The 17908-nt window shown below is 61.9% G+C and carries 18 protein-coding genes; 8 read left to right on the forward strand and 10 right to left on the reverse strand.

The genetic code is table 11. The features are described from left to right. The first annotated feature begins 108 nt into the window (after window positions 1–108). A complete protein-coding gene (locus tag ACIOMR_RS09205) occupies window positions 109–999 on the forward strand; it encodes a neutral zinc metallopeptidase (protein ID WP_003215526.1) in 891 nt (296 codons plus the stop codon). Further along, entirely contained in the window at window positions 1000–1977 is a 978-nt protein-coding gene (locus tag ACIOMR_RS09210) for a hypothetical protein (protein WP_087693556.1), read from the forward strand. Window positions 1978–2111: 134 nt separating this feature from the next. Here ACIOMR_RS09210 and ACIOMR_RS09215 read toward each other — a convergent pair whose 3' ends face one another. The 3 genes from ACIOMR_RS09215 to ACIOMR_RS09225 are packed head-to-tail and all read right to left on the reverse strand — an operon-like array spanning window position 2112 to window position 4176. Beyond that, window positions 2112–2699 (reverse strand): HAD family hydrolase, encoded by a 588-nt coding sequence (locus ACIOMR_RS09215; RefSeq protein ID WP_177021504.1) that lies wholly within the window; start codon window positions 2697–2699, stop codon window positions 2112–2114. After that, on the reverse strand, window positions 2696–3565 hold the full coding sequence (tesB, locus tag ACIOMR_RS09220) for an acyl-CoA thioesterase II (protein ID WP_177028997.1): 870 nt from the start codon (window positions 3563–3565) through the stop codon (window positions 2696–2698). Before tesB ends, ACIOMR_RS09215 begins: the two co-directional genes overlap by 4 nt. A gap of 41 nt (window positions 3566–3606) precedes the next feature. After that, window positions 3607–4176, reverse strand: coding sequence for a GNAT family N-acetyltransferase (locus tag ACIOMR_RS09225; protein WP_003215518.1), 570 nt, complete (start codon window positions 4174–4176; stop codon window positions 3607–3609). 76 nt (window positions 4177–4252) lie between these two features. On the opposite strand from ACIOMR_RS09225, the gene ACIOMR_RS09230 reads away from it, so the two are divergent. Both ACIOMR_RS09230 and ACIOMR_RS09235 read left to right on the forward strand, forming a co-directional pair. Continuing rightward, window positions 4253–5173 (forward strand): histone deacetylase, encoded by a 921-nt coding sequence (locus ACIOMR_RS09230; protein WP_401193607.1) that lies wholly within the window; start codon window positions 4253–4255, stop codon window positions 5171–5173. A 172-nt stretch (window positions 5174–5345) separates the two neighbouring features. Continuing rightward, window positions 5346–6590, forward strand: a complete 1245-nt coding sequence (locus tag ACIOMR_RS09235; RefSeq protein ID WP_401193610.1) for a TIGR03862 family flavoprotein — start codon at window positions 5346–5348, stop codon at window positions 6588–6590. 43 nt (window positions 6591–6633) lie between these two features. Here the strand turns inward: ACIOMR_RS09235 and ACIOMR_RS09240 are convergent, their stop codons facing one another. From ACIOMR_RS09240 to yedA, 3 genes are all read right to left on the reverse strand, one after another. Continuing rightward, entirely contained in the window at window positions 6634–7161 is a 528-nt protein-coding gene (locus ACIOMR_RS09240) for a hypothetical protein (protein ID WP_238544249.1), read from the reverse strand. A 195-nt stretch (window positions 7162–7356) separates the two neighbouring features. Then, complete coding sequence (locus tag ACIOMR_RS09245) at window positions 7357–8694, reverse strand: DEAD/DEAH box helicase (RefSeq protein WP_003215511.1); 1338 nt, start codon at window positions 8692–8694, stop codon at window positions 7357–7359. A 48-nt stretch (window positions 8695–8742) separates the two neighbouring features. After that, window positions 8743–9639 carry a drug/metabolite exporter YedA gene (yedA, locus tag ACIOMR_RS09250; RefSeq protein WP_401193615.1) on the reverse strand — a complete coding sequence of 299 codons (897 nt, stop codon included), beginning with the start codon at window positions 9637–9639 and terminating at the stop codon, window positions 8743–8745. A 160-nt stretch (window positions 9640–9799) separates the two neighbouring features. Between yedA and ACIOMR_RS09255 the strand changes: the two genes are divergently transcribed. Next, window positions 9800–10261: an Lrp/AsnC family transcriptional regulator gene (locus ACIOMR_RS09255; protein ID WP_003215506.1), complete on the forward strand. Its 462-nt coding sequence runs from the start codon at window positions 9800–9802 to the stop codon at window positions 10259–10261. A 464-nt stretch (window positions 10262–10725) separates the two neighbouring features. Then, entirely contained in the window at window positions 10726–11019 is a 294-nt protein-coding gene (locus tag ACIOMR_RS09260; protein WP_017477876.1) for a DUF6124 family protein, read from the forward strand. A 148-nt stretch (window positions 11020–11167) separates the two neighbouring features. On the opposite strand, the gene ACIOMR_RS09265 is transcribed toward ACIOMR_RS09260, so the two are convergent. The 3 genes from ACIOMR_RS09265 to ACIOMR_RS09275 all read right to left on the reverse strand — a co-directional run bounded on the left by ACIOMR_RS09265 (window position 11168) and on the right by ACIOMR_RS09275 (window position 13180). Further along, entirely contained in the window at window positions 11168–11779 is a 612-nt protein-coding gene (locus ACIOMR_RS09265; RefSeq protein ID WP_003215504.1) for a PolC-type DNA polymerase III, read from the reverse strand. A 24-nt stretch (window positions 11780–11803) separates the two neighbouring features. After that, entirely contained in the window at window positions 11804–12280 is a 477-nt protein-coding gene (locus tag ACIOMR_RS09270; RefSeq protein ID WP_003215502.1) for an NYN domain-containing protein, read from the reverse strand. 129 nt (window positions 12281–12409) lie between these two features. Beyond that, window positions 12410–13180, reverse strand: coding sequence for a DUF2076 domain-containing protein (locus tag ACIOMR_RS09275; RefSeq protein WP_008436594.1), 771 nt, complete (start codon window positions 13178–13180; stop codon window positions 12410–12412). Between the two features lie 179 nt (window positions 13181–13359). On the opposite strand from ACIOMR_RS09275, the gene ACIOMR_RS09280 reads away from it, so the two are divergent. Both ACIOMR_RS09280 and ACIOMR_RS09285 read left to right on the forward strand, forming a co-directional pair. Next, on the forward strand, window positions 13360–14019 hold the full coding sequence (locus ACIOMR_RS09280) for a YciC family protein (protein ID WP_003215498.1): 660 nt from the start codon (window positions 13360–13362) through the stop codon (window positions 14017–14019). Window positions 14020–14059: 40 nt separating this feature from the next. Then, window positions 14060–15148 carry an endonuclease/exonuclease/phosphatase family protein gene (locus tag ACIOMR_RS09285; RefSeq protein ID WP_134327357.1) on the forward strand — a complete coding sequence of 363 codons (1089 nt, stop codon included), beginning with the start codon at window positions 14060–14062 and terminating at the stop codon, window positions 15146–15148. 138 nt (window positions 15149–15286) lie between these two features. Here ACIOMR_RS09285 and hrpB read toward each other — a convergent pair whose 3' ends face one another. Continuing rightward, entirely contained in the window at window positions 15287–17794 is a 2508-nt protein-coding gene (hrpB, locus tag ACIOMR_RS09290; protein ID WP_401193621.1) for an ATP-dependent helicase HrpB, read from the reverse strand. Window positions 17795–17908 lie beyond the last annotated feature (114 nt).

A 17908-nucleotide genomic window follows, 5' to 3' on the forward strand; every position in this document is an offset into this window, starting at 1 on the left:
TTCATACAGATCGGACGACGCAGCGTTTAGCATCGTCAGACAGCCGGACTGGCGCCAACCCTACACACCAACAACACTGAGCTGCAGGTTCATAAAGAGGATTGCCACATGCTATGGAAAAAAGGCCGACGCAGCGACAACGTGGTAGACGCCCGCGATGACAGCGGCGGTGGTGGCGGTGGCATGCGTTTTGGGGGTGGCAAGGGCCTGAGCCTGACGGCCATCGTGCTGATCGTCGGCATCGGCTGGCTGACCGGCCAGGACCCGATGCAGATCCTCGGGCAACTCAGCGGCCAGCTCACCGAGCAAGCGCCCTCCGTCAGCCCGCAAACCCGCCAGGCGCCGCCGGCCAATGATGAACAAGCCGACTTCGTGCGCGCCGTACTCGGCGACACCGAAGACACCTGGGCCCAGGTGTTCCAGGAAAACGGCCTGACCTACAAGAACCCCAAACTGATCCTGTTCCGCGGCCGGGTGAACTCCGCCTGCGGTGGCGCCACGTCCGCCAGCGGGCCGTTCTATTGCCCGGCAGACCAACAGGTATACCTGGACCTGGATTTCTTCCGGGAAATGTCCCAGCGCTTCAAGGCCGCCGGCGACTTCGCCCAGGCCTACGTGATCGCTCATGAAGTCGGACATCACGTGCAGACGCTGCTGGGCATCTCGGCGAAGATTCAGGCAGCCCGCCAGCAAGGCCGGCAGATGCAAGGCGACGGCGGCCTGCTGGTGCGCCAGGAGCTGCAAGCCGACTGCTTCGCCGGGGTGTGGGCCAACCGTGCGCAAAAGCGCCTGAACTGGCTGGAGCCCGGCGACATTGAAGAAGCACTGAATGCGGCCAACGCGATTGGCGATGACCGCTTGCAGCAACAGGGCCAGGGCCGCGTGGTGCCTGACTCGTTTACCCACGGCACCTCGGCACAGCGGGTTCGCTGGTTCAAGACCGGCTTCGCCCAGGGCCAGATCACTCAATGCGACACCTTTACCGCCAAGAGCCTTTAAATGAATAAACGACTGGGTCTGCTGTTAGGTTTGTTGATCACCTGTTCCTCCTCCACCTGGGCTGCCGAACATGGCGTCAAGGTGGTCAGTCCCGATCGTTTTCACCTGGATGCCGGCGACCTGAGCGTCGGCTTGAGCCAGGACTGGCGCCAGCCGCTGCCTCAAGTTACCCGCGCGCTGATCATCGTGCATGGCCGTTTGCGCAACGCGATGACCTACCTGGACAGCGGCGAAAAAGCGGCCGAAGCCGCAGGACAAAACGCCAATACCCTGGTGATTGCGCCACAGTTCCTCAACCAGACCGACCTCAAGCGCAACCAGATCGACAGCCAGACCCTGCGCTGGAACAGTAACGACTGGATGGCCGGCGAGCCGTCCACAGGCCCGGGCCAGATCAGCTCCTACGGCGCGCTGGACCAGATCATCAAGCACCTGGGCAACCGCAAGCTGTTCCCGAACCTGAAGGAAATCGTGGTGGCCGGCCATTCCGGTGGCGGCCAAGTGGTGCAGCGTTTTGCGCTGACCGGGCATGATCACCCGCTGCTGCAAACCGAGGGCATCAGCCTGCGTTATGTGGTGGCCAACCCGTCGTCCTACGCGTACTTCAGCCCACAGCGTCCGGTGAAATTCGATGTTGCCAGTTGCCCGGGCTTCAACGACTGGAAGTACGGCATGCAAAACCTGCCGGCCTACGCCAAGGGGCAAAGTGCCGAGCAGCTGGAGCAGGCTTACGTTTCGCGTAATGTCACTTACTTGCTGGGCCAGCAGGACACCGACCCGAATCACCCGGCGCTGGACAAGAGCTGCGGCGCTGAAACCCAGGGCGCGTATCGCTTGATTCGCGGGCACAATTATTTTGACTACCTCAAGCAGCGGCACCCGCAGTTGGGCCACAAGCTGGTGGAAGTGCCGGGGGTTGGGCATGACGGGGACAAGATGTTTACGTCGCCTGAAGGGCAGAAAGTACTGTTCCAATAACCACTGAAGAAACCGGATCAAAAATGTGGGAGCGGGCTTGCTCGCGAATGCGGTGGATCAGTCAGCCTATGTATTGACTGACACACCGCGTTCGCGAGCAAGCCCGCTCCCACATTGGATTTTCATCGACCGGACTAAATCATCCGGCGCAATACCGCGCAATCTTCAGCATGCCAATCCGCCAGCTCCGGCCACGGGTTTTCCGGCAGATTGACCAGCACAGTCTTCGTCCCCGCCGCCCGCCCGCAATCCAGATCAAACCGGTAATCACCGACCATCACCATCTCTTGCGGCGCCACTTCCCACGCTCGCGCCAGCTTCAACAAACCACCCGGGTCAGGCTTGGGCGGCGCATCATCACGCCCCAACACATCCTCGGCTGCAAAGCAGTCCGCCAGGCCGATCGCCTGCAATGTCACATGGGCCAGCTCCCGTGCATTGCGCGTCAGGATGCCCAGGCGATAACCCCGCCCGGCCAATTCCCGCACCAACTCCACCGCCCCCTCCGCCGCCACCGAACCCAGCGCCAACTCGCGCTCATGCGCAAGCAACCACGCATGCTTGGCCGCTGCTTCATCGGCGGGCAACGCCGCCAGGTGCGTAAGAATGTCGTCAGTCGCCGGAATATCCAGGGCCACGCGGATCGCCGCAAAATCATGCACGGCCACCGTCAGGGTGCCATCCATGTCGAACACCCAGTGCTTCACATCACTGAGGCTCATGCCCAATCCTTGCGATGACGAATCAAGCCTTCCTGGGTGACCGATGCCACCAGTTGCCCGGCGCGGTTGTACACGCTGCCCCGGGAGAACCCACGGGAATTGCCGGCCCATGGGCTGTCCATGGCGTAGAGCAACCAGTCATCGGCACGCAGGTCGGCGTGGAACCACAGCGCGTGGTCGAGGCTGGCGACTTGCATGTCTTTCTGCCACACGGTCTTGCCGTGGGGCAGCAGCGAGGTGGTCAGCAGGCCGAAGTCCGAAGCGTAGGCCAGCAGGTATTTGTGCAGCGCCGGCGAGTCGGCCAGGGCGCCGTCCGCACGAAACCACACGTATTTGACCGGGTCGGACGGCTGCGGGTTGTACGGGTCTTTCTCAGTCACCGGCCTTACTTCGATTGGCTTGGGGCACAGCAGCTTTTCGCGCATGTGCTCGGGAATCAGGTGCGCACGCTGCTGGGTCAGTTCCAGCTCCGAGGGCAGGTTTTCCGGACCAACCACCGCAGGCATGGTGGTCTGGTGCTCGAAGCCTTCTTCGTCGTACTGGAACGAAGCGCTGCAGGTGAAGATCGGGTTGCCCTTCTGGATCGCCGTCACCCGGCGCGTGCTGAAACTGCCGCCATCGCGCACCCGGTCAACCGAATACACCACCGGCAACGCCGCATCGCCGGGGCGCAGGAAGTAACCGTGCAACGAATGCACATGCCGCGCCTCTTCAACGGTCTGGCTGGCCGCCGACAGCGACTGGCCGAGCACCTGGCCGCCGAACAGCTGGCGAAAGCCCAGGTCCTGGCTGCGGCCGCGAAAGAGGTTTTCCTCGATCGGTTCCAGGGTCAGCAGGTCCACCAGATCTTCCAACACTTGGCTCATAGAGCATCTCCTACAACAATCTATTGGGCATTCCGGGCTGCTTATCCGTGCAGCGTGTCCAACCATTGGGCGCGGGTGATGCGATACAACACATGATGCCGCAAGGGGTCATCGGCTGCGACCTTGGGGTGTTCAAAATCTGCCAGGGGATCGTAATGCATACCGATGGCCTGCATGACTTTTTGTGATGGCAGATTGGCTTCAGTGGTAAACGAAACGATTTCGTCCAGCTTCAGCCGGTCGAAACCACAGCGCAGGGCAGTCCAGGCGGCTTCGCTGGCGTAACCCAGGCCCCAGTGTTCCCTGGCCAGGCGCCAGCCGATCTCCACCGCCGGAGTGAACGGGGCCTCGAAGCTCACATTCAGCAAGCCGGTGAGGCCGATGAACTCGCCGCTGTCCTTGCGCTGCAACGCCCACAGGCCAAAACCGTACTCGGCAAAATGGCCGCGAATACGCCCGATCAGCGCAGCACTTTCCAGGCGGCTTAAGGTGGCCGGGAAATACCGCATCACCTGCGGGTCGGCGCACATGCGCGCAAACTCCGGCAAGTCGGCATCGCTCCATTGGCGCAGCACCAGGCGTGCGCTTTCCAATTGCAGTATCGGCTCCATTGGTCCCCCTCCCTTGCCATGTGCGTGAGTGTAACGCGCTGTTAAGATCCGTCGCTGGTTCCCGTCAGAAATCGCCATGCCCTTGCCATTGATCTACCACGACGACTACAGCCCCGAGTTCCCGGCAGACCACCGCTTCCCCATGGATAAATTCCGCCTGTTGCGTGACCATCTGGTGGAGAGCGGCCTGACACGGGACAGCCAACTGCTGCGCCCGGAACTCTGCCCCGCCGAGATTCTGGCCCTGGCCCATGAACCTGGGTATATCGAACGCTACATGAGCGGCGAGTTGTCGCGCGAAGACCAACGGCGCCTTGGCCTGCCTTGGAGCGAAGCCCTGGCCCGGCGCACCGTGCGCGCGGTGGGCGGTTCGTTGCTGGCCGCCGAGCAGGCCCTGGAACACGGCCTGGCCTGCCACCTGGCCGGCGGCACCCACCACGCCCACTACGATTACCCGGCGGGTTTCTGCATCTTCAATGACCTGGCCGTGATCAGCCATTACCTGCTGGCCAGCGGGCGGGTCAACCGGGTGCTGATCTTCGACTGCGACGTGCACCAGGGCGACGGCACCGCACGCATCCTCCACGACACCCCGGATGCAATCACCGTGTCCCTGCACTGCGAAAAGAACTTCCCCGCGCGCAAGGCGCAAAGCGACTGGGACATCCCGCTGCCGATGGGCATGGGCGACGCGGACTACCTCAAGGTGGTCGACGATGCCCTCAACTACCTGCTGCCGCTGTATCAGCCCGACCTGGTGCTGTATGACGCCGGCGTGGATGTACACAAGGACGACGCCCTCGGCTACCTCAAACTGACAGACCAAGGCGTCGCCGCCCGCGATGAAAGCGTGATGCGCCACTGCCTGGGCCGCGATATTCCGGTGGCCGGGGTGATCGGCGGCGGCTACAGCAAAGACCGCCCTGCCCTGGCCCGTCGCCACGGGATCCTGCACCACAGCGCGCAGCGCGTCTGGACGTCATCAGGCTGTCATTGAGTTATGCGCGTTACCCACAATCGCTGTGGAACTGCCTGTGGATAACCTGAGTGAAAGCCCCTGCAGGCCATAAGCCGCCTGGCCTGCAGAAGGCTGTATGTTTTTTGATCAGGCAGCATGAGCATCCTCGGGTAGAATGCTCGGCCTACTTTGCCGAACCGCAGTTATCCCCATGCCCCAGACTCAAACCCCATCTCAACACGTCATCATCATCGGCGGCGGCCCGGCCGGGCTGATGGCCGCCGAAGTGTTGAGCCAGGCCGGGATCCGGGTCGACCTGTACGACGGTATGCCCTCGGTAGGCCGCAAGTTCCTGCTGGCGGGCGTGGGGGGCATGAACATCACCCATTCCGAACCGTACCCGGCGTTTCTGGCGCGCTATGCCGAACGGGCGCCGTGCATGGCGCCGTTGCTGCGCCAGTTCGGTGCCGATGCGTTGTGCGAATGGATACACGGGCTGGGGATTGAAACCTTTATCGGCAGCTCCGGCCGGGTGTTTCCTACTGACATGAAAGCCGCCCCGCTGCTGCGGGCCTGGCTCAAGCGCCTGCGCGACCACGGCGTAGTTATCCACACCCGCCATCGCTGGCTGGGCTGGGATGCCGACGGCAGCCTGCTTATCCACAGCCCCGAGGGCGACAAAAGCGTACGCGGTGATGCAGTGTTGCTGGCCTTGGGCGGCGGCAGTTGGTCGCGCTTGGGCTCGGATGGGGCGTGGCTGAAGTTGCTGGAAGACAAAGGCGTGCCTTACGCGGCGTTGCAACCGAGCAACTGTGGCTTCGAGGTGTCGGCCTGGAGCGAGTTGATGGTCAGCAAATTCGCCGGGGCACCGCTGAAAAACGTCGCCATTGGCCTGGCAGACGACAAGCCACGGCTGGGGGAATGTGTGGTCACCGCCACGGGCATCGAAGGCAGCCTGATCTATGCGTTGTCGGCACCGATTCGTGAGGCGATCAACCGGGATGGATCGGCCACGGTGCACATTGACCTGTTGCCGAGTAAGCCACTGGACAAGGTGATCGCAGCGCTGAGCAAGCCGCGCGGCTCACGCTCGATGAGCAAGCATTTGCACAGTCAGTTGGGATTGGATGGGGTGAAGGCGGCGCTTTTGCGCGAGCTGTCACCGGCGGAGCACTTCAATGATCCGGCGCAGCTGGCGGTGGATATCAAGGCGCTGCCGCTGACGCTGGTGAAAACCCGGCCAATGGATGAAGCCATCAGTACCGCAGGCGGCGTGCCGTTTGAGGCGCTGGATGAACGCTTGATGATCAAGCAATTGCCGGGCGTTTTTTGCGCAGGCGAGATGCTGGACTGGGAGGCGCCGACGGGCGGGTATTTGCTGACGGGGTGTTTTGCCAGCGGGCAGGCGGCAGGGCGCGGTGTTCTTGAGTGGTTGAGGCCGGCCACCCCGGCATGACCCACTCACCCCATCACCGCCCGGCAGCAAAGTTACCTCTGACTCAACTGGCTGTTAGATCGGGATAGGCACGTTTAAAAGCTGTTACTTGCTTCTGCAGGAAAGCATCCTCTTCAGGCAGTAAAATTTTCAGATTTTCTATATAACCTGAATACGCACTGAAGAGTCTGGAAGGATCGCCGTGTTTCAAATCGTTCCATTCCTGCTTGAAGGCGTAGCTGAGTTTCTGGCCCTCTTCCTGACTAGTATAAAGCATATCCTGTAGATACTTATCCAATGGCGCCCTTATCTCAGGACTGATCGAATAATTAGCCTCATACAACGACATCAACTCTCTGAACGAATGGATTGCCTGCCCATACTCGCCGCGCGCCGCATGATCTTCAACCCGGGACCTTAATTCGGCCACACGCAACTCTACCTGCTTGAAAGCTTTCTCGTCAGCGGCCTTGCCTTTCTTGATTTCGCCGTCTACAACAACGCCGCCGATAATGCCCGCCGCCGCCAGGACCGGCAAAACAAAAGGTACTAAAAACACAGCCATATCTACATCTCCATCTAAGTTCGTCATTCAGAAATCAGTTTCTGACTCAACCTCAGTGGAAATGAAGCATTTTAAGTTCCAGCACTTAAACACGGCGACAATTACAAAAAATATCCAAATCACAAGCAATAACTCATCAAGGATGACGAGGCACAACTTGACGCGAGCGGAATTGCTCCGCTCACGATAGTCACTATGCGTTTACTTGATAACCAACAAGCCCTACTTCTTTTTCCGCGGCCCGGTGTTAAACACGGGCACCTTACGCACTGGCTTGATCGAAGGCTCGACCGGCGTCGCCTCCCCGCTGTCCACCCACTTGCCCAGGTTGCGCTTGCCACCACCGCCGCCCGAAGCCTTGGGTTTCTTCGGCTTTTTCGGCTTCTTCACCACCTGACCAGTGGCATCGGTATCAGGCACACGGTGCTCCGGTTCGAAGTCCTGCTCCATCTTCCGGGTCAACGTCTGACGGGTCAGCATCTCGATGGCCGACAGCATGTTCACTTCATCGGCGCACACCAGGGAAATCGCCTCACCGGTGTTGCCCGCACGACCGGTACGGCCGATGCGGTGGATGTAGTCCTCGGCCACGATCGGCAGGTCAAAGTTGACCACCAGCGGCAAGTCTTCGATATCCAGGCCACGGGCCGCCACGTCGGTGGCCACCAGGATCTGCACGTCGCTGCTCTTGAAGCGATCCAGCGCACGCTGGCGCGTGGCTTGTGGCTTGTCGCCGTGAATCCCGTCGGCATTGATGCCCAGGCCCTGGAGTTTTTCCACCAGCGCGTCCACACCGTTACGGGTCTTGGCGAACACCAGCACCTGCTTCCAGCGGCCCTTGCGCATCAGGTGCACAAACAGTTCCGCCTTGCGCTTCTTGTCCACCGGCACCACCCATTGCTTGACGGTGTTGGCGGCGACGTTGCGCGGGCTGACTTCGACGGTCAGCGGGTCGTTGAGCATCTGCCCGGCCAACTGGCGGATCTCGTCGGAGAAGGTTGCGGAGAACAGCAAGGTCTGGCGCTTTTTCGGCAGCATGCGGTAGATGTTCGCCAGTTCTTCGGAGAAGCCCAGGTCGAGCATGCGGTCGGCTTCATCCAGCACAAGGGTTTGCAGCTGGTTGAGCTTCAGCGCGTTCTGGCGGAACAGGTCGATCAGGCGGCCAGGGGTGGCGACCAGCACATCAACGCCTTTGCGCAGCTTCATCATCTGCGGGTTGATGCTCACGCCGCCGTACACGGCGTAAGTGGTCAGCGGCACGTTTTGGGCGTACTCGGCGACGCTCGCATGAACCTGCTCGGCCAGTTCGCGGGTCGGGCACAGGATCAGCGCGCGCACCGAGTTGGCGCTGACTTTCGGCCCTTCCATGGTCAGCAGTTGCAGCAGCGGCACGGCGAAACCGGCGGTCTTGCCGGTGCCGGTCTGGGCCGCAGCCATCAGGTCACGGCCTGCCAGCACCGCCGGAATGGCTTGCGCCTGCACCGGCGTCGGGGTCTGGTAGCCAAGCGTCTCAAGGGCGCGCAGCAAGGGTTCGATCAGGCCAAGTGTGGCGAAAGTCATGGAAATACCGTAGGAAAAAGTCAGCGCAAGGTCGCAATGCGCGGCAGTTTACCTTATTTCCGGTTTTGGCTTTCGCCACTGTGGCAGGCTGATCAGCAGCACCGCGCTGATAATCACCAACATCGCCAGGGCTTCCTCCGTGCCGATGGTCTCACCGACAAACACAATCCCGAGCAACACCGCCACCGCCGGGTTGACGTAGGCATAGCTGGTGGCCGCCGCCGGGCGTACGTGCTTGAGCAGGTACATATAGGCATTGAAGGCGATGATCGAGCCGAACACGGTCAAGTACGCCAGGGCCAGCCAGCCTTCCAGCGGCGGCATGGCTTGGAGGTGTTCGCCGCTGACGGCACTGAGCAACAGCAGCACGAAACCTGCGATCAGCATCTCCGCCGCACTGGCCATCGCGCCTTGAGGCAGCGGCAAATGCTTGCTCCACACCGAACCAAAGGCCCAGGCCGCCGCCGCAAAAATCAGCAAGGCCGCACCGGTGGGGCTCGATTGCAGGTTGGAGCCCATATTGAGCATGGCGATACCGATAATCCCCAGCACCACCCCGGCCCATTCCAGACGGGTATTACGCGCGCCCCAGAAATAACCACAGAGCAAGGTGAACAACGGCACCGTCGCCACCGCCAACGCGGCAACCCCGGACGCCACGCCCGTATGTTCGGCCACACTGACCGCACCGTTGCCGAAGGTCAGCAGCAAAATGCCGATCTTCGCGGCAGCCTTCCACTGCACCCAGGTCGGCGCCGGGGCCCCACGCCAGCGCAGGAAGGCATACATCAGCGCGCCCGCCGTCATAAAGCGAATCCCCGCCAGCAACAGCGGCGGCCAGTACTCCACACCAATGCGAATCACCAGGTAGGTAGACCCCCAGATCACGTACAACGCAAAAAAGGCGGCGGTCAACGGTAAGGGAAAGCGACGTGGGCCAGGCATTGGGCAGCTCTGTGGCAGGACAAGGGAGCGTTATTTTAGAAATCCCCGGCCGTAAACATAAGTTACAAAACCTGTTTAAAGCGCCAGTACACTTTTCAAAACATGGTTATCAAGGCTATAAACCGTGCTTTCGAAAGCTATGCATTCCCGGAGCCTTATCATGGACAAATACGACCGTATGCTTCTCAGCGCCCTGCTGGAAGACGGCCGCGCGTCCTACGCGCAACTGGCGCGCACCGTGAACCTGTCCGCGCCCGCCGTGGCTGAGCGAGTGGCGAAACTGGAAGCCAGTGGTGTGATTACCGGGTATCAGGCCAAGGTCGACCTGTCGAAGGTGGGGTTGCCGATCCAGTGCGTGATTGAGTTGCGGTTGACCAATCATGGGAGCCAGAAGGTTTACGACGCGCTGTCGGAAATTCCCGAGTTGACTGAATGCCATCGGGTGACGGGCGATCCGTGCGTGATCATGCAGGCGGCGGTGGGCTCGATGCCGGAGCTGGAGAACCTGATCAATCGGGTGGCGAAATTCGGGTTCAGCAAGACCTCGATCATCTTGTCGAGCGCGATAGAGCGGCGGGTGCCGTTGGGGCAGTTGGAGGGGAATGGGAAGAGTGGCAACTGAACACGCCGCTCGGCAGCTCGTTCCCACGCTCTGCGTGGGAACGCATCCGGTGACGCTCTGCGTCACGACTTGAAGAGCGGACGCAGAGCGTCCAGGGCGGCATTCCCACGCGGAGCGTGGGAACGATCGCCACGGGCACACTTTTTAGGGCCAGCAAGACGGATCCCTTTCATTTGCAGGACCTTTCCTAGAAAATCCAACCGCCTTGTTTCGGCCGGATCAGGTAGCTAGTCTCGCTCGGTCATCGAACAATCGACGACCGGACGTGCAAGTCCGACTGGCAAGGATATACAGACGCCCTACTCCTCAACGTCCGACGTTATCTGTTATGGCGGCTGTGCGCGGGAGGTCCTCGGATCTGCCGGGTTTTCCTTTGCCCCGGTCTTGCACACCTGCGTACAGCTGCCACCTTCATTCGCGTGCAAGCGAACGGTGATAGCTTCTTACCTCAAAGGAGTTCCACCATGGTCAAAGTCACCCCCGATCCACCAGAATTTTGCAGCGACAGCCCGCTCACCCGCCGCGCCATCGATTACTACCTCAAAGCCTCCGCCCCGGACGGCGCACCGTTCGTGCTGAACGACAACATGAGTTTCGAAGACGCCCTGGCACGGGCGGCCGATTTGCTGCATTGCGCCGTGGCAACCGCACAGATACCCGGCGAGCCGATGAACGGGCAGCAGCGGGCGGTGATGCATTTGGTGGAGATGGCGAAGGTGGTGGTGGATCGGTCGCTGGACTGCTTACAGCCTCGATAACACCGCAAAACTAATGTGGGAGCGGGCTTGCTCGCGAATGCGGTGTGTCAGTCAGCGCATGTGTTTGCTGATACTCCGTATTCGCGAGCAAGCCCGCTCCCACATTTGGATCTTCGTCATGTTGAAGATGGAGTTCTGCTCAAGCGACTTAGAACCCGCGATGCTTCTTCAGATGATCATTGATCTTCGCCGCCGGAACCTTCTGCAGGCTGCACAGCAATTCGTGTGACAACTCCCGCAACCCGTGGGTGCGCCGCAGTTCCTCGGCCAGGTGAGCGGTAAGGTTCGCCGCCATCTCCGCGTCCGCCATCGCCCGGTGAGCCTTGCCGGTGTGGGGCAGTTGGGCAAATGAGGTCAGGGTACCCAGCTTGTGATTCGGCGCCGCCGGCATCAAGCGTCGCGCCAGCAATAGCGAACAGGCAAACTTCTGCAAACGCGTACGCCGGATCAACCCCAGCTCGAAATCCCAGAACTTCTGGTCAAACGCGGCGTTGTGGGCCAGCAGCGGCGTGGTGCCGACAAACTCGTTCACCTCGTTCATCACCCGCTCCGCCGACGGTGCGGTGCGCAACATGGCGTTGCTGATGCCGGTCAGTTGCTCGATAAACCCCGGCACACGCACACCAGCGTTCATCAGGCTCTGGTAGCGGTCCACGATCTGGCCCTGCTCCAGGATGACCACGGCGATTTCCGTGGCCCGGCAGCTGCTGCTCGGCTGGATGCCGGTGGTTTCAAAGTCGATGACCGCTATACGTTCCAAACCTGTTCCAACTCCGTCAAAAATCTATTTAAGCAGCAACGCGCCTTCGATCGGCACGTAGCGGCTGGCGGCGCGTATCAATGAGTTGGCCGTCAGCCCCGGCACGCCGTAGGCCACGGCTTCGACGCCGTGCTTGCTGATGATGCGGTCCAGCAGCATGTCGAAATCACCGTCGCCGGAGGCCAGCACCACTTCGTCGACATGGGCGGCGGCGTCCATGATGTCGATGGTGATGCCCACGTCCCAGTCGCCCTTGGCCGAGCCGTCGCTGCGCTGGATGTAAGGCTTGAGCTTCACGGTAAAACCCAGGTTGCGCAGGATCTGCTGGAACTGCTGTTGCTTGCTGTCGCCACGGTCGATGGCATAGGCATACGCCTCGACAATCTGCCCGCGCTGGCTGATATCAGCCCACAGGGCGGCGTAGTTGAAGTGACAGCCGTACGCCTGGCGCACGGTGTAGTAGAGGTTTTGTACATCGGCGAACACGGCTATCTTTTTCACCGCAAATCCTCATGACACGCGCATGGACCCCGGACTCAAAGGCCCGGAAAGGTTGCCAGTATGCCAGCCACAAGGGAGTTTCCGAGAAAAATCAGCCCGGGGCGACGAAGCGCCCCGGTTGAGTGTGGGTCAGACGAAGGAATCGTCGTCGCCAAAGGAGGAGGAGTCGTCGGAATAGTCGTTGTCGGCGAAGCTGTCGGAGGCGTTATCGCTGCCCCAGCTGTCGTTGCCGGCATATTTCTGGTCGTCGTTGCCCCAGTTGCCGTTGTCGCTTGCCGGGGCCGGCTCTTCGCGGATGATCTCTTCAACCACTTGCGGTTGTTGCGAGTTGTGGCTGAACAGGCTGCTGATGCCTTCTGCCAGCATCACACCACCGGCCACGCCAGCTGCGGTTTTCAGGGCGCCGCCGAGGAAACCGCTGCCAATCGGCGCTGCGGGTGCCTGTTGGGGCTGCTGATAGTTCTGCTGGGGAGCACCGTAGTTCTGCTGCGGCGCAGGTTGCCCGCCAAACGACGGACGCGCTGGTTCACGCCAGCCACCGCCCGACGACGCAGGTGCGCTCTGGGTCGGCTGCGGGTCACGGGAACCGCCGCCGAAAATGCTCGACAGGAAACCGCCACTGCTCGGTGCAGGCTGCGCCGCCTGGGACCTGGCCTGTTGCAGTTGGTCCTGCAACTCCTGGATCTGCTGGGCCTGCTGCTTGTTCTGCGCATCGAGGCTCTTGATCGCGTGCTCTTGCACCAGAATCGACTGGGTCATGTAGTACGCAGCGGCCGGTTGGCGAGTGACGTGTTCCTTGATCCGCGCTTCAGCCTGGGCGTCGCGGGGGGCTGAGTCCGTTTCGGCTTGCTGCAACCGTGAAAACAGTCCGTCGATCAGGGTTTGTTCTTCGCTGTTCATGGCGACCTCGTTAGATTGCCGGTAGAAATCTTCGCCTTGCGCACGATGTGCAAGGTACAACCCAGTTATGGGGCTGTTGCTGATTGTTTCAATGGTCTTTACGCAAGGTTTACGTTTGCTTGCATCTGCTCATGATCGGTTAAAGTAACGCCCTTGCTTTTCGGCCTGTGAAGACCCTGATGAATCCGTTAGACGTATTGCGCGACTCCTTCTTCTTTTTCAAGCGCAACCTGGGCGCCATCGTGCAGTTGTGCCTGCCACTGGTGATCCTCGAAGCCCTGCTGCAACAGGTGCTCGACCACACGCTCGGCCCAGATGCGTTTCCCGGTTACAGCGTGGTGATCGGGCTGCTGGTGTACCCGCTGTACACCGGCGCACTGATCCTGTTCCTCGACGCCCGCACCCGGGGTGAATCGCCGCGCACCCTGGATGTGCTGGCCATGGCCCTGACCCTGTGGCCGCGCTTTGCCCTGCTGACGGCAATCAGCACGCTGCTGATCCTGCTGGGCCTGTCGCTGTATTTCCTGCCCGGCCTGTGGCTGATGGTGGTGCTGGCTTTCGCCGAATACCTGCTGGTGCTGCGGGGCATGTCGGCGCTGTCGGCCATGAAGGAAAGCCTGCGCCTGACCCGTGGGCATTTCTGGCGGATCCTGGTGTGCCTGCTGTGCGTGATGACCCCGCTGTGGTTGCTCAAGGGCGCCAGCGTGGCGGTCTATCCGGACCCGAACCCGCTGCTGGGCCTGCTGATCGACAGCGCACAGAGCTTCCTGCAACTGTTCACCAGCGTGGTGTTGTTCCGCCTGTTCATGTTGATTGGTGGCGACGCCGACGCGCGGTGATATGCTCCGGGCCTGTCCTGCAACGCCATAAGCCGAGCCGATGACCCGACTACTGCGCATTACCTTGCTGGGCCTGCTGATCCTCGCGGCCCTGCTGACCGGCTTGATCTACAGCCTGACCTGGCGCCCTGCCGACAAGGAAACCCTGCCCATCCGCTGCGTCGCGCCCCGTGCGCCGACCCTGCTGCCTGGGCAGGCGCTAAAGGTCATGACCTGGAACGTGCAGTACCTGGCGGGCAAGAACTACGTGTTCTGGTACGACACCCCGGACGGCAGCGGCCCGGACGACCGCCCGACCGTTGAAGACATGGCTTCAAGCCTCGACGAAGTGGCGCGGGTGATCCGCGACGAGCAGCCCGACATCCTGCTGTTGCAGGAAGTCGACGAAGGCGCCAAGCCTTCCAGCTACCAGGACCAACTGGCCTTGCTCCAGGAGCGCCTGGCCGACCTCTACCCGTGCAGCGCCCAGGCCTTCGACTGGAAAGCCGACTTCGTGCCCGACCTGCATATCTTCGGCAGCGTCGGCCGCAAGCTGGTGACCATGAGCCGCTACCAGATCGAACACGCCGAGCGCCTGCAATTGCCGGTGGCACGCGCCAACCTGATCAGCCGTCAGTTCCAGCCCAAGCCCGCGTTATTGCTGACCTACCTGCCGTTGAGCGATGGCGGCCAGTTGGCCGTGCTCAATACTCGCCTGGACGGCGCGGCCCCCGGGCACAACGCCGTGCTGGAACAGGTGCAGGCGACCGTCAAGCTGGTGGATAAATTCGAGAGCCGTGGCACGCCATGGCTGATGGGTGGGGATTTCAACCTGCTGCCGCTGGGACAGTTCCTGCGCCTGGACCCCGGCAAGCGCGGGCAATACTCGCCGGACAGTGAGCTGCACCTGCTGTGGGAAAAGTACCCGATGATCCCGAGCAACAGCCAATCCAGCGGGATTGACCGGGACCAGTGGCTGACGTATTTCCCGAATGACCCAACCGTAGAGGGGCCGGACCGTACGCTGGATTACCTGTTCCACAGCTCGCGCATCAAGAAGGTTGAGAGCAAGGTGCGCCAGAGCGATACGGTGCGTATCTCCAATCATTTGCCGGTGATTGCGCGGTTCCTGTTGCCCGCCGCGCAGTAAGCCACGCGGCGAAACAGTGTGGGAGCTGGCTTGTGTGGGAGCCGGGCTTGCCCGCGATGCAGGCACCTCGGTCTATCCGACAGACCGAGGTGATGCCATCGCAGGCAAGCCAGCTCCCACATTAGATCTGCGATGTACTTACTTTCTCGGCTTGATCCGGGCAGTCGGTTCAGCAATCAACGGATCATCCGGCCAGTAATGCTTCGGATACCGCCCCTTCAAATCCTTCTTCACCTCGGCGTAAGTACTGCGCCAGAAGTTCGCCAGGTCCTGCGTCACCTGCACGGGCCGTCTGGCCGGCGACAACAGGTGCAGCTTGACCACCTGCCGCCCGCCGGCAATCCGTGGGGTGTCCGCCAGCCCGAACAATTCCTGCAAGCGCACCGCCAGAATCGGCGGCTGCTCGCTGTAGTCCAGCCGCACCGACGAGCCCGACGGCACCTTCAGATGGTGCGGCGCCAGCTCGTCCAACCGCGCCGGCAACGGCCACGGCAGCAGGTTATGCAGGAAGCTGGAAATATCCAGATTGGCGAAATGGCTCAGGCGCGACACCTTGCCCAGGTACGGCATCAACCAGTGTTCCAGGCTGGCAAGCAAGGCGCTGTCGCTGACATCCGGCCATTCACTGGCCTTGCCGCTATCCAGACCACGCATCAGCATCACCCGCGCCTGCCATTGGCGCAGCTCCGGGGTCCAGGGCAGCAGTTCGAGACCTTTGCGCCGCACCAGGTTGACCAGCGCCTGGCTGCGGGCAGATTCGTCGAGGCCGGTCAGCGGCTCGCGGCTGAGCACCAGTTCGCCGACCTTGCGCTGGCGTTCGGCCCGCAGCACGCCTTCGCGCTCATCCCAGTCAAGCTGGTCGACATTGCGCACCTGCTCGGCCAACACCGAGTCGAACAGCGCCGGATCAAAATCCGCCGCGAGGTAAATCCGTTCTTCACGCTGGCCCTGGCGGCTGCCCAGATCGGCAATCACCAGCCAGGGTTGTTTCATCAGGCTGTCGGCTTCGGCGAACAACGCGGCACGGCCGTTGGCGAGGCGGTATTCGGCACCGCCCGCCCGCCGTTGCTGGGCGACGCGGTCCGGGTAGGCCAGCGCCAGCAAGGCTCCGAGCCAGCGCGGATGATCGGGATCAGCCACCGGCTGCTCTGCCTTGCCTCTTAAATAGCCACGGTATTGCCGCGCCAGTTGCCGGGCACGCTGCACGCCGCCCTGGGTGCCACGGGCCTTTTCTTCACCGGATAACAGGGCCAGGCGGCTGTGCAAATCCGCACCGGCACCACGCAGGATATCGCGCTCACCCAACAGTGCCGCCACGTCACAGGCCATGCTCGCCAGGCCCAGATCCTGACCACGCAGCAGCAAATGAGCGATTCGCGGGTGCGCCGGCAACCCGGCCATTTTCTGGCCGTGGGCGGTCAGCTTGGTATCGCTCAACGCTCCGAGGCGCTCGAGCAAATCCTGGGCCTGTGCATAAGCCGCGGTGGGCGGAACGTCGAGCCATACCAACTGAGTAGGCGCCACGCCCCAGCGGCCCAATTGCAGGGCCAAACCGGAAAGATCCGCCGAAAGAATTTCCGCACTGGAATACGCCGCCAGCCCTTCATGCTGGTCTTCGGACCACAACCGATAACACACCCCCGGCTCCAGGCGCCCTGCCCGGCCGGCACGCTGGGTGGCGCTGGCGCGGGAGATGCGCTGGGTGTCGAGACGGGTCATGCCGCTGCCCGGGTCGAAACGCGGGACACGCGCCAGCCCGGCATCGATCACCACGCGCACGCCGTTGATGGTCAGGCTGGTCTCGGCAATGTTGGTGGCCAGCACCACTTTGCGCTTGCCGGCGGGCGCCGGTTCGATGGCGGCGCGTTGGGCGGCCAGGTCCAGTTCGCCGTGCAGCGGGCATAGCAGCACCTCGGGGTTATCGCCCAGCGCGTCAGCCAATTGCTGATTAACCCGACGAATCTCGGCCTGCCCCGGCAGGAACACCAGCACGCTGCCGGCTTCATCATGCAGGGCTTCAAGGATGGTCTGCACCAACCGTGGCTCGATAAATTCGCCGGGCTGGAATGGCCGGCCCCAGCGCATCTGCACCGGGTACATGCGCCCTTCGCTGCGCAGGATCGGCGCGTCGTCCAGCAACCCGGCCAGGCGTTCGCCTTCCAGGGTGGCGGACATCAGCAGGATCTTCAGTGGCTGCTCGTCGCGAAACAGGTCTCGACCATTGAGACTAAGGGCCAGCGCCAGATCGGCGTCCAGGCTGCGTTCGTGGAACTCGTCGAAGATCAACAAACCCACGCCGTCGAGTGCCGGGTCATCCTGCAGGCGCCGAGTGAGGATGCCTTCGGTGACCACTTCGATGCGGGTGTTGGGGCCGACCTTACTGTCGAGGCGAATGCGGTAGCCGACGGTTTCGCCGACCTTTTCCCCCAGTTCGCTGGCCAGCCTTTCTGCCGCGGCGCGGGCGGCGAGGCGCCGGGGTTCGAGCATCAAGATGGTTTGCCCGGCCAGCCAGGGTTCATTCAACAGCGCCAATGGCACCCGTGTGGTTTTACCGGCGCCGGGCGGTGCTTCGAGCACGGCTTCATGGCGCGTCGCCAGGGCGTCACGCAGGGCGGGTAAAACATCATCGATTGGCAACGAATTCATACTGGCTCCAAAGCAGAGCGGCGAGTATAACGGCGAACTGCCGGGTGTCGGTGGTGGTCTCAACGACACGGCCCCGTACTGACTGGAATGCGGTCAAAGGTGGGAGCGGGCTTG

It is taken from the genome of Pseudomonas sp. NPDC087814, assembly GCF_044742865.1.
Taxonomy (GTDB): domain Bacteria; phylum Pseudomonadota; class Gammaproteobacteria; order Pseudomonadales; family Pseudomonadaceae; genus Aquipseudomonas.

Bases quoted from the DNA above. Each gene is read 5' to 3' on its own strand.
- yedA (WP_401193615.1), bottom strand. From the start codon at position 9,639: ATGCCTGGCCCACGTCGCTTTCCCTTACCGTTGACCGCCGCCTTTTTT.
- tesB (WP_177028997.1), bottom strand. From the start codon at position 3,565: ATGAGCCAAGTGTTGGAAGATCTGGTGGACCTGCTGACCCTGGAACCG.
- ACIOMR_RS09205 (WP_003215526.1), top strand. From the start codon at position 109: ATGCTATGGAAAAAAGGCCGACGCAGCGACAACGTGGTAGACGCCCGC.
- ACIOMR_RS09245 (WP_003215511.1), bottom strand. From the start codon at position 8,694: ATGACTTTCGCCACACTTGGCCTGATCGAACCCTTGCTGCGCGCCCTT.
- ACIOMR_RS09240 (WP_238544249.1), bottom strand. From the start codon at position 7,161: ATGACGAACTTAGATGGAGATGTAGATATGGCTGTGTTTTTAGTACCT.
- ACIOMR_RS09235 (WP_401193610.1), top strand. From the start codon at position 5,346: ATGCCCCAGACTCAAACCCCATCTCAACACGTCATCATCATCGGCGGC.
- ACIOMR_RS09255 (WP_003215506.1), top strand. From the start codon at position 9,800: ATGGACAAATACGACCGTATGCTTCTCAGCGCCCTGCTGGAAGACGGC.
- ACIOMR_RS09260 (WP_017477876.1), top strand. From the start codon at position 10,726: ATGGTCAAAGTCACCCCCGATCCACCAGAATTTTGCAGCGACAGCCCG.
- ACIOMR_RS09275 (WP_008436594.1), bottom strand. From the start codon at position 13,180: ATGAACAGCGAAGAACAAACCCTGATCGACGGACTGTTTTCACGGTTG.
- ACIOMR_RS09285 (WP_134327357.1), top strand. From the start codon at position 14,060: ATGACCCGACTACTGCGCATTACCTTGCTGGGCCTGCTGATCCTCGCG.
- ACIOMR_RS09230 (WP_401193607.1), top strand. From the start codon at position 4,253: ATGCCCTTGCCATTGATCTACCACGACGACTACAGCCCCGAGTTCCCG.
- ACIOMR_RS09280 (WP_003215498.1), top strand. From the start codon at position 13,360: ATGAATCCGTTAGACGTATTGCGCGACTCCTTCTTCTTTTTCAAGCGC.
- ACIOMR_RS09225 (WP_003215518.1), bottom strand. From the start codon at position 4,176: ATGGAGCCGATACTGCAATTGGAAAGCGCACGCCTGGTGCTGCGCCAA.
- hrpB (WP_401193621.1), bottom strand. From the start codon at position 17,794: ATGAATTCGTTGCCAATCGATGATGTTTTACCCGCCCTGCGTGACGCC.
- ACIOMR_RS09210 (WP_087693556.1), top strand. From the start codon at position 1,000: ATGAATAAACGACTGGGTCTGCTGTTAGGTTTGTTGATCACCTGTTCC.
- ACIOMR_RS09215 (WP_177021504.1), bottom strand. From the start codon at position 2,699: ATGAGCCTCAGTGATGTGAAGCACTGGGTGTTCGACATGGATGGCACC.